Origin of the sequence: Pigmentiphaga aceris (assembly GCF_008119665.1) — a bacterium.
Taxonomy (GTDB): domain Bacteria; phylum Pseudomonadota; class Gammaproteobacteria; order Burkholderiales; family Burkholderiaceae_B; genus Pigmentiphaga; species Pigmentiphaga aceris.
The window spans coordinates 1551510-1563238 of the sequence record NZ_CP043046.1 but is presented as its reverse complement, the minus strand read 5'-3'; the positions used below and the strand labels follow the sequence as shown (position 1 = coordinate 1563238).

Sequence of the window (11729 nt, the reverse complement as noted above, 5' to 3'; positions counted from 1 at the left end):
TCCCTATGGAACGCTACGAACTGGTTGAAGGCAGTGCATCGAAATTCTGGGAAGTCTCGGTTACTGGCGACACCGTAACCGTGCGTTTTGGTCGCATCGGCACCAATGGCCAGACCAAGGACAAGCAATTGGCCGATGCAGCTGCGGCTGAAAAAGAGAAGGTGAAGCTGGTCAAGGAAAAGACCGGCAAGGGTTATGTGCTGACGGGAAGTGGAACAACGCCGATGCCCAGCACCGCGCCCGCCGCCAAGCCCAAGGCAGCGAAGGCCGCTTCGGTGAAAGCAGATACGGCAACGGCCGACGCAGCATCTGAAGAAACACCTAAAGCCGTCGCGACGCAAACGCCCGCCACGGTGCCTTCGGCCAACGCCGCCGATGCTGCTGACACCACTCCCCCGGCAACAAAGCCCGCCGAAGAAGCTGAAACCACCGGCGACGCCTCAGTAGCATTTTCCGAGGAATGCGCCCGTCACGGCTTGCTGTTCGAAGGCACATCCCTGCCCACGCGCAGCCGGCCCGGCGCACGCATCAATGCTGCGGAAGACTGGAAGGCGTATCGCCAGCACATGAGCAAACTGCCTGCAGACGACGGCAAGTTGCCAGCAGAGGCCCGACGCATTGCCGACCGCAACGTGGACACCCCGCCGGCGGTCGATGCCCAGGCGATGGTTCAGTGGCTGAGCGACGTGCATCTTCTGTGGGAGGCCACCCAGGCCAACCGCATGTACACCGATACCACAGGCATCGACGACCGCATCGGCAGCCTGGCGGCGCTGGCACGCTGGGGCATCGCCACGCTGGGCGCAATAGACATGGTCGAGGTCGCGCGTCTGGCCATTCCCGTGCCGCCCAAAACCTCCTACAAAGACCTTGCCTGGGGCGAGCCCTACACGCTTGCCATGCGCTGGGCCTTCACGGCAATCGAAAACCAGGCGGACTACGATGCCGCGCTGCGTGCCGCCCAGGAAACCCTGGTGCAACACCCGTCGCTGGCGGTTTTCTACACCTTTGTGTTTGCCGATGACCGACCCAACAACAGCACCGACAGCCACGCGCTGCAAGCCTTGGCACAAGTAAAAGCCGCTGGCTTCGTCGCGGCCGGGTCGATTACCCTGCTGCCGCTGGTTGCCGATGCCCCGCCCTCTGCCGTTGCAAAGTGGCGTGAGAAACGCCAGTACTTTTTGTACTTCGTCTATCTGCACGTCACGCCTGAAACGATCGCATCAACCTTGATTGCCGCGGCGCGCCATTACGGCGAGTCGCCCCTGCCGTCGCTGGATTGGATGCTGCATTACGCAGACGAAGGCGATCGCACGAAGATTGCGCGCGCCATGCTGGAGACCCGCGACGACGACGCGCTGGCCGCGCTGCTGCCCTACTTCCACGAGCGCTGGATTCGGGCGGCAGTCGATGCCGCCACCAAGGTCTACCCGGTCTGGATCTTCCGCCAACTGCTGAAGCTGACGGCGAACAACCGCAATGAACCTGCGATCAAGGCACGACTGGCAGACCTGATGTCCAAGCACGGCCAAACCACTGTGCGCCAGTGGGCCGAGGGCTTGGGTGCCAAGGAAATCGCGGCATTGGATCGCAGCTACGCATCGCAGAATGTGCAGATTGCCCCGGACGACGCGCTGCCCGCCATTCTGCGCAGCGCACCGTGGCGCAAGCCTGCCGGCAAGGCTGGCAACGCCCTTACCGTGCTGTCTCTGACGCCGATCGCCACGCCCTTTGTCTACCACGAGGGTGAGCTGAGCGAGCAAGGCCCGATGCGGCACCAGCCCGTGAAAATCGAGGATCTGGAGACGCTTGGCAATTTTGTGCACGAGGCCGAGAAAGGCAGGCAGTCGAGCTGGAAGCCTATGCCTACCCCGGACTCGTTCCCTGCCGCCGGTGAACTGTCGGGCGAGCAATGGGTTAGGTGGATCGAGCGACGCCTGGAAGCCGCCCGGGCGGCCAACTCCTATCTTGGCAGCAGCGAGTACCAGCGCCTTTACGAAACGATCCACTTCCACCACGAGATGCTGGCGCTTGCCCTGTGGGAAATGCCCACGGTCGCATCGAGCTTCTATCTGTACTGGGAAGCAACGACCGCCCGCATGTTCAAGCGCTTCGGCGAACGCGCGGCACCGGGTTTTGCGGCGCTGGTCGGCACCGATCCGCTGGGCAAGCTGCAGTTGGCAATGGCGGTGGACAGCGCCGACATCGCCCCGCATGCGGCACGCGCTCTGACCAAACTGAAGAAGGCGCGTGCATTCGCCATCCCCTGGCTGCGTCGCTATCGTCACACCGCCATGCTGCGCCTGATCCCCGACGCCATTGGCAAGGCCGGCCCAGTGCGCGATGCCGCCTCGCAGACCCTGCGCTGGTTCATCGAAGACCGCGAAGATGGACGTGCCGCGCTTGATGAAGCCGTGGCCGCCTACACCGCCACTGAGCCAAAGCTTGCCGCCGAGATCGAGAAGATGCTTGCCCTCGATCCCGCCGACGACGTGCCGTCCAAGCCGCCGAAATTGCCGAATTGGTTCCAACCGCTGGTGATGTCGCGCCCCATGTTGGCAAGCGGCGCGGGCGCGCTGTCGGACGATGCCGTGCGCGGGCTAGGCGAAATGCTGATGCTCAGTTCCGTTGGTGAACCCTACGTAGGTGTCGCGCGCACGCGTGCTGCCCTGACACCTGAAAGCGCGGCGGCGTTTTCCTGGGATCTGTTCTCGATCTGGATGTCGGAAGGCGCACCGGGCAAGGAAAACTGGGCCATGCGAGCGATCGGTTGGCTGGGTGACGACGAGTGCGCGCGCAACCTGACCAAGCTGATCCGCAAATGGCCAGGTGAAGCGGCACACGCTCGCGCAGTGACGGGCCTGGATGTACTGGCCGACATCGGCAGCGACGTGGCGCTGATGAACCTGAACGGCATCGCCGAAAAACTCAAATTCAAAGGCTTGCAGGAAAAAGCCCGCGAGAAGATTGCCGTCATTGCCGAGGCCCGCGACCTGACCCCTGAAGAACTTGCAGACCGCCTTGCCCCTGACCTGAACCTGGACGAACGCGGCGGTCTGGATCTGAACTTCGGGGAACGCACATTCCGCGTGGGCTTCGACGAGTTCCTGAAGCCCTGGGTGAAAGATGCCGAAGGCCGACGCCTGAAAGACTTGCCCAAGCCCAATAAATCGGATGACGAAGCACTGTCCAAACAGGCCAGCGCCACGTGGTCGGCACTGAAGAAAGACGCGCGCGCGATTGCCTCGCTGCAGATCACACGCCTGGAAGCCATGCTGGCCAATTCGCGGCGGGTGAAACCCGATGTGTTCCAGGTCTTCTTCGCCACCCACCCGCTGATTCGCCACCTGACCCAGCGGCTGGTGTGGGGCATCTTTGCCGACGACGATTCACGTACCCAACCCACGCAGGTATTCCGCGTCACGGAAGACCTGTCGGCAGCCGATGTGAACGACGACCCTGTCGAGCTGGATGTCTCGGCCGATGCCAGCTACCGGATCGGCTTGGTACATCCGCTGCAACTGGACGATGAGGCGCGCGCCGCCTGGGGCTCGGTGTTTGGCGATTACGAAATCGCCCAGCCCTTCCTGCAACTGGGTCGCGAAACCTATGTGCTGGAAAACAGTGAACGCGGCGTGGACACGCTGGCACGATTCGCGGAGGCCGAAGTCGAAACCACCCGTCTGCGCGGCATGAGCACGCGCGGCTGGCGGGTCGGCGACCCGCAGGATGCGGGTGTATCGATGTGGCTGGAACGCCCGGTGAATTTCACCGACGGCACCAAGGGCATGGTCTACCTGCATATTTCCGAAGGCATCTGGGCAGGTGCCCAGGAATACGAACCCAAGACACAGAAGATGGGCACCATGGGCCTGGACGACCCGTGGGGATCGAACGCACGCCAGGGAAAATCTGGCCGCACCTTCGGTGACCTGGACGCCATCAGCGTCAGCGAACTGCTGCGCGTGCCGAGCCTGGTGGCGAACAGCGCGGGCGCATAAGCACCCGCGGCTTGAACCTGCAACACGACGCTCTACTTAGTTTAAGAATAGGAAACTTGCACCACATGGAACGCTACGAACTGGTTGAAGGCAGTGCATCGAAATTCTGGGAAGTCTCGGTTACTGGCGACACCGTAACCGTGCGTTTTGGCCGCATCGGCACCAATGGCCAGACCAAAGACAAACAGTTTGCCGATGCCGCTGCGGCGGAAAAAGAAAAGCTGAAACTGGTCAAGGAAAAGACCGGCAAGGGCTATGCGCTGACCGGAAGCGGGCCCAGCCCGGTGCCGGCTGCCAGTGCGCCTGTCGTTGCCAAACCGAAGGTGGAGAAGGCAGCGACGATGGCTACCCCCGCAGCCAGCGAATCGCCATCGACCAGTGAGAAAGTAGACGCCGCTGCTGCCTCTACCGTGGCGCAAACGAACAGCAACAGTGCCGCCGCTGAGAAGTCCAGCGCGCCTGCGCCAACCAGCCAGAAAGACCAATCCGACGCAGCAACGACAGATGCATCCACTGCGTTCGCAGAAGAATGCGCTCGCCACGGTGTACTGTTTTCTGCCGAGGCACTGACCACGCGCAGCCGTCCTGGCCCAGCCATTGATGCGGCTGCAGAGTGGAAGACCTTTTGCAAACACATTGCCGACATCGAAGCGTCAAGCTCGAAGCGACCGACCGAGCTGCAACGCCTTAAAGCTATTGATAAGGACAGCCCGCCGACCTTCGATCTGGCGACCATCACCGCCTTGCAGCGCGATGCATGCCGCGTGTGGGATGACATCACCAGCCGTGGCGGCATGTTCTATACAGGGCGCTTCGAGAACTACCTGGGCGGCTTGTCGGCCCTGGTACGGCTGGGCATCGCCAGCGTGGGTGCGCGGGCCATGATCGACGTCGTGCAGCAGACGCGACCGGCAAAGCCCAAGCAAAGCTATCAGGATTTCGCCTGGGCCCAGCCATTCACCCTGGCCATGCGCCAGGCGTTTCCCGCCACGCCCGATGAAGCCGACTACGACGCTGCGCTTCGTGCCGCCCAGGACCTCGCGCAGGCCGACCCCGACGATGGTGTGTTCTACGCGTTCATCTTTGCCGACGACCGACCCGGCGATCATCTACTCAAGCCCCTGGCACAGGTAGAGGCAGCCCAGGCTGCGGGTGCCGATGTGCCTGCGCAATCGCCGCTGCTTCCGCTGATTATCGATGCGCCGCCGGCTGCGGCAGCGCAGTGGCACCAGACGCGCCCCTACACCCTGACCTACCGCTATGCCCTGACCTCGCTGGAAAGCATCGCGGCGACCGCCATGGCGGTTGGCCGCCACTACAACGAATCGCCACTGTCCACGCTGAACTGGCTGCTGGAATACGCAACCGAAGCATGGCGCACCACGGCAGCGCGCGCCATGCTGGAAACACGCGACGACGAGGCGATGGGCTTGCTGCTGCCCTACTTCCACGAGCGCTGGATTCGCACTGCCGTAGATGCCGCCAGCAAGGCCTACCCGGTGTGGACCTTCCGGCAATTGCTGCGCCTGGCCACCAAGCATCGTGACGAACCTGCCATCAAAGTCCGCCTGGCAGAATTGATTGCGAAATTCGGTGAGCAGACCGTGCGCCAATGGGCCGACGGTCTGAGCGAGAAAGACATTACCACCCTGGACGAACGCCTGAGTGCCGGTAATGCGGCTACCGCACCGGACGAGGCCATCCCCGCCCTGTTGCGCAAGGCCCCCTGGCGCAACCCGGCCCGCAAGGGCGGCAAGCTGGTACCCGTGCTTGCGCTCAAGCCGATTGCCACGCCGTTCGTGTACAGCGAAGGCGAACTCAGCGACGAGATGCCGCCGCGAACCAAGCCGCTGATCGACACCCTGGACAAGCTTGGCGATTTCATACACGCCACCGAAGGTGGCAAGCAGTCCAACTGGCGTCCCATGCCGCCCACGGCCGCCCCCCTGCCCGCCGTGGATGAATTGTCGGGGGAAGAATGGGTGACGTGGCTGACGCAGCGTTTAAGCGCAGCACGCGCCGCCAACACCTACATCAGCAGCACCGAGTACGCGAAGCTTTACGACACGCTGCCCACTCACCACGAGACGCTGACGCTTGCTCTGTGGGAACTGTCAACGGTAGCGCTGGAATGCTATGTGACGTGGGAACCCACCGTCGCACGGATGTTCAAGCGCTTTGGTGAACGCGCCGCGCCCGGCATGGCGGCATTGGTCGGCAGCGACCCGCTGGGCATGCTGGAACTGGCCTTGCCAGTAGACAGCGCACACATCGCGCCGCATGCCGCGCGTGCATTGGCCAAATTGAAGAAGGCACATGCGCTGGCCGTGCCCTGGCTGCGCCGCCATCGTCACACCGCGTTGATGCGCTTGATTCCCGACGCCGTTGGTAAAACCAGCCAGGCACGGGAAGCACGGGAAGTCGCCGAGTACACGCTGCGCTGGTACGCGTTTGACACAGAAGATGGCCGCGCAGCCATTGACGAAGCCGTCGCCGCCTACGCGGCTGCAGAACCCGGTGTGGTCGATGCCGTCGCCGAAATTCTTGCGCGCGACGCTGCCGACAACGTGCCATCCAAACCACCCAAACTGCCCAACTGGTTCCAACCCGCCGTGCTGTCGCGCCCCATGTTGGCCGACGGCAGCGGTGCCCTGACCGACGACGCCGTGCTTGGTCTGGGCGAGATGCTGATGCTGGGCGCAGCGGGCGAGCAGTACGTGGGCGTGGCGCGCGTGCGTGAAGAATTGACCCGCGACAGCGCAGCTGCTTTCGCATGGGATGTGTTCTCGACCTGGATGTCCGAAGGTGCTGTCGCCAAGGAAAACTGGGCGCTACGCGGCGTGGGTTGGCTGGGCGACGACGAATGCGCACGCAGGCTGACCAAACTGATCCGCAAATGGCCGGGTGAAGCGGCACATGCCCGCGCCGTGACCGGCCTGGACGTGCTGGCCGACATTGGCACCGACGTGGCGCTGATGAACCTGAACGGCATCGCAGAAAAACTGAAGTTCAAAGGCTTGCAGGAAAAAGCCCGCGAGAAAATTGCAGTCATCGCCGAAGCCCGCGACCTGACGCCGGAAGAACTTGCCGACCGCCTTGCACCCGACCTGAACCTGGACGAACGCGGCGGCATGGACCTGGACTTTGGCGAACGCAAATTCCGCGTAGGCTTCGACGAATTCCTGAAGCCCTGGGTGAAAGACGCCGAAGGCCGTCGCCTGAAAGACCTGCCCAAGCCCAACAAATCAGACGACGAGGAACTGTCCAAACAGGCCAGCGCCACATGGTCCGCCCTGAAGAAAGACGCGCGTGCGGTGGCGTCCTTGCAGATCACCCGACTGGAATCCATGCTGGCCAATTCCCGCCGCGTAAAACCCAGCGTGTTCGATGCCTTCTTTGCGACGCACCCCTTGATCCGCCACCTGACGCAACGCCTGGTGTGGGGCGTATTTGCCGACGACGATGCACGCAGCCTGCCTACCCAAGTGTTCCGCGTGACGGAAGACCTGTCGGCCGCAGACGTAAACGACGACCCGCTTGACGTGGACCTGTCCGAAGACGCAAGCAGCCGCATCGGCTTGGTACACCCGCTGCACCTGGATGCCGACACGCGCGCCGCCTGGGGCACGGTATTCGGGGACTATGAAATCGCCCAGCCCTTTATGCAACTGTCCCGCGAAACCTACGCGCTGGAAGACCAGGAACGGGAGCTGCACACGCTTACGCGCTTCGCCGAGTCCGAGGTGGAAACCACCCGCCTGCGCGGCATGAGCACACGCGGATGGAACATCGGTTCACCGCAAGACGGCGGCGTGTCGGTCTGGCTGGAACGCCCCGTGACCTTCAGCGACGGCAAGCCAGGTGAGGTGTACATGCATATATCTGAGGGCATTTACGCCGGTGCCGCCGAGTACGAACCCAAGACCCAGAAAATGGGCACCCTGGGGCTGGGTGACCCGTGGGGTTCAGGCTCAGGCAACAAAAAAGTTAGCCGCACCTTTGGTGAACTGGACCCCATCAGCATCAGCGAATTGCTGCGCGTGCCAAGCCTGGTAGCGAGCAGCGCAAGCACGTGAGCACCCCATGAGCACCCCACCCGCACTCGACACGCTGACCCGCTGGCGCCTGATTCTGGGCGAGTCAGCCGACGGCGCATGCAGCGCCGCCGGCTGCACGCTAAGCAGTGACGCACTTGCCATGGACGCCTCGCTGGACTGGCTATACCAGCGCGGCGAGGGTCAGGACGAACGCAACCTGCGCCGACAAGGTGGCCGCGAAGGCTCGCGGCTGAGCACGCCAGACTGGATCAACGAAATCCATCGCCTGTTCCCCAAAGAAACCATCGAACGCCTGGAACGCGACGCCATCGAACGCTTTGCCATCGATGACGTCGTGACCAACCCCGACGTACTGAAACGCGCCGAGCCCAACGAAACCCTGCTGCGCGCGGTGTTGCGCACCAAGCATTTGATGTCGCCAGACATTCTGCAACTGGCGCGGCAGTTGGTTGCCGAGGTCGTTCGCAAGCTGATGGAGAAACTGGCCAAAGACATGGCGGTCGCATTCTCAGGCACCTTGGACCGTCGTCGGCATACACGACTGCGTAGTGCTCGTAACCTGGATTTACGCCGCACCCTGCGCGACAACCTGCGCAACTACGACCCCGTGAACAAACGCGTCACCGTCGAACGCGTGCACTTCTTCGCGCGGTCGCAGCGGCACCTGCGGCCGTGGCAGGTCATTCTGCTGGTGGACCAGAGCGGGTCAATGGTCAGCTCGGTGATTCATGCGTCGGTCACCGCGGCATGCCTGTGGAACCTTCCTGGGATACGAACTCACTTGGTGGCCTTTGATACCCAGGTGGTCGATCTGACCAAGGATGTGGAAGACCCATGTGAACTACTGATGAAAGTGCAGCTGGGTGGCGGTACCGATATTCAGCAAGCGGTGGGATACGGCGCGAGTCTGGTCGAAACCCCCGAGCGTGCGATTGTGGTGTTGATCAGCGACTTTTATGAAGGCGCGAGTGAACAGATGCTGGTCCAACGCGTGCGTGCGCTGACCAGCCAGCGCAGCTTGGTGCTGGGGCTTGCCGCGCTGGATGCGGATGCCAATCCTGCTTATGACCGGGACATGGCGAATCGGCTGGTGGCAGCGGGCGCGGAAGTCGGTGCGATGACGCCGGGGGAATTGGCCGGATGGTTGGCGGAGAAGATTGGACAGTGATGGATACGACGACAATGAAGCTGTGCGCTGCGATGCAGACTGCACGAGATTGGACTGTGAACCAAGCGTCTGCAGGCAAACGGCCGGCGAACATGCTCGCAGGCAATGCGTCCCTGAGCACTCGGACGCACAACCCATGATCCGCCACGATCTGCTCGCCTTGAGTGACGATGGGCTCGCGCAGTTGGCGAATGTAGGCTTGGTCAAGCGCGGCCGACGTGATGTGGCCGAGGGCAAGGCACCCACGATCACGGTGAGCGACGACGGTTCGGTTCAGGCCGACTTTGCCGACGGCACGGTGACAAAGCTCGCACCTGATCGCAGCCTGATCGATGCAACGTGCACCTGCCCGGCGAGTGGTGTTTGTCGTCATCGGGTGACGCTGGTGCTGGCGTATCAGGCGCAGCAGAGTGCGGGCGGTGGTGCTGACGTTGAGACCGCTGCGAGCACAAGCACGAACGCAGCGACAAGCGCCGGCCAGGATGCAGGAACCGAGGCGGGCCAAGACGCAGGCACAGCGACTGGCAGCAGTACGAGTACAGCGCCTGACCAAGACGCGCGCAAAAACACTTCTGGCACCACCTCGCCTGCGGCCCGTGCCGCTTGGGACCCAGCGGAGCTGGACGCCGACGCATTCACTGCGTCGCTGTCCGCCCCCTTGCGTACCGAACTGACACGGCTACGCGCCGCCCGGCTGGACGTGCGCCTGGAACAAGGCGCGATCCCCGCCGCACACCTGCCCATGGCCACCGTGCGCTTCCTGGTGCCGCACGTACTGGCCTACGCCCGCTGCGACTGCGTGGCGGGGGGAAACTGTGTACACGTTGCGCTGGCGATCCAGGCGTTCAAGCAGGCACGCGGCGCGACAGAAACGCGTCTTGAGCCGATTGATTCCGGCACAGGGGCAAACGACACCCAGGTCGGGAATCAGCTCGACGCCAAAACCGAAGCTCGCCTGGACGCACTGCGCGTCGCAGGCGATGCCCTGCTGGCCAGACTGTTGGACGTAGGCCTGAGCAGCGGCCCCGACGCCTTCGCCCAACCCCTGGCCGACGCCCGCGCCGCAGCTACTACGCTGGGGGCAGTGCAATACCTGCTTGCGCTGGACGGCTTGTCCCAACAGATCGACGCCTACGCCGCCCGCAGCGCGCGTCACAACGAAATGCTGGCATTGCAGTACGCCACCGAGCTTTACGCCCGCACTCGTACGACTGATCCACGCGTGGCGTTAGGTATCGGCGAATCGCTGGAAACCGCAATGAGCCGCACCCGCTTGGTTTCTTTGGGCGCACGCCTGCGCGGTGATGCTGGGCAGGTCGATGCCAGTGTGATGTTGGCTGACTTAGATACTGGTGCGGTGATGGTGTTGGAGCGTCGTATTACGCAGGCGCGTGACACCAAGTTGCCTTCCACTGCGGTGCTGGCGCAACGCCAGTTTTCTTCAGGCATGTCGTTGTCTGCGGCCGCGCACGGGCAGATTCTGACCAGTTCGGGAAAACGTCGTGTGGACGGCAGGCTGGTGCTGGGTAGCCAGCGTGGCGGGTTGACTCAAACCATGCCCTACGACGGCAACGCCGCATTGCGTGCGCCCTTAATGGTTGCGAATGTCGATGAGCTGATCGAAACGCTGTCCGCACGTCCACCGGCTTTTGTACGTCGGCATGATGCGACCGGCGATGTTCGGGTGTTTGAGATTGAGGAAGTGCTTGGACAGGCGCTGGCTGAGGGAGGACAGTGTTGGCATGGGGCAGTACAGTTGACCAACGAAGGAGGTGTACTACGTCTGCAGCGGCGTTACGATGCGGTAGCCCCCCAAGCACTGGAAGCTCTCACGAGGGCGTTAAGCGGCCAATACGGCAAACTGCGTCGCATCGTCGGCCCGGTGTACGTGGAAAGCGACAACTTGATCTGCGACCCGTGGTTGATAATGGCGGACCGGCTGCTGGTGCCGGATCTGGAGGCGGTACCAGCAGGCGCTGCCTCAAATTCCCTTCCCCACCACGAAAACGCCGCTGCCACACCGCTAGAGCAGGCTTTGCAACTGCTCGCCGGAGCAGTGCACGTAGGTCGCCGTACTGGACCAAACAACGCGGGCGTGCGGCACCATGCCCGAACTGTCGCAGAAAGCCTTAACGAAGCCGGTTATCGCCAGGGCGCAGATTATCTATCGAACTGGTCGACGAGCTCAAATACGAGCGACTCTGGTCCCAACGGTCCGGCAAGCTTCGGTAACGTAGCGTGTTTCATTCAAGCCATTCGCTGAACTTTGGTTGACGGCAAACCGACTCAGCGCAAAGAATCAGTTCCGATGAAAGTTAGTTTCGCTCTGCATCAGGGTAGTGCTGATATCGCCAGAAGCTGCTGACCCATACCAGTTTTAGCCGACAGCTTAAGGATGATGGTCAGTTTTAGCACTAACGAAGCAATGTTCCATTGCCCTACATGCTGAACAAACAATTGTCAGCTCTCAAATAATCTCGCTTTGGAAACTTGAGGCGAGCT

General features: G+C 62.5%; 4 protein-coding genes. All 4 read left to right on the top strand.

Annotated elements, in window-relative coordinates:
• The first annotated feature begins 5 nt into the window (after positions 1 to 5).
• Entirely contained in the window at positions 6 to 4001 is a 3996-nt protein-coding gene (locus FXN63_RS06530) for a DUF4132 domain-containing protein (protein WP_148813843.1), read from the top strand.
• Positions 4002 to 4066: 65 nt separating this feature from the next.
• A complete protein-coding gene (locus FXN63_RS06525) occupies positions 4067 to 8077 on the top strand; it encodes a WGR and DUF4132 domain-containing protein (protein ID WP_148813841.1) in 4011 nt (1336 codons plus the stop codon).
• Positions 8078 to 8084: 7 nt separating this feature from the next.
• Positions 8085 to 9227 (top strand): VWA domain-containing protein, encoded by a 1143-nt coding sequence (locus tag FXN63_RS06520; protein WP_148813839.1) that lies wholly within the window; start codon positions 8085 to 8087, stop codon positions 9225 to 9227.
• Between the two features lie 136 nt (positions 9228 to 9363).
• Entirely contained in the window at positions 9364 to 11490 is a 2127-nt protein-coding gene (locus tag FXN63_RS06515) for an SWIM zinc finger family protein (RefSeq protein WP_148813838.1), read from the top strand.
• The last annotated feature ends 239 nt before the right edge of the window (positions 11491 to 11729 follow it).

What these genes read in the sequence shown, in the direction of transcription:
- FXN63_RS06530 (WP_148813843.1), top strand. Translation starts at nt 6, where the DNA reads ATGGAACGCTACGAACTGGTTGAAGGCAGTGCATCGAAATTCTGGGAA.
- FXN63_RS06525 (WP_148813841.1), top strand. Translation starts at nt 4,067, where the DNA reads ATGGAACGCTACGAACTGGTTGAAGGCAGTGCATCGAAATTCTGGGAA.
- FXN63_RS06520 (WP_148813839.1), top strand. Translation starts at nt 8,085, where the DNA reads ATGAGCACCCCACCCGCACTCGACACGCTGACCCGCTGGCGCCTGATT.
- FXN63_RS06515 (WP_148813838.1), top strand. Translation starts at nt 9,364, where the DNA reads ATGATCCGCCACGATCTGCTCGCCTTGAGTGACGATGGGCTCGCGCAG.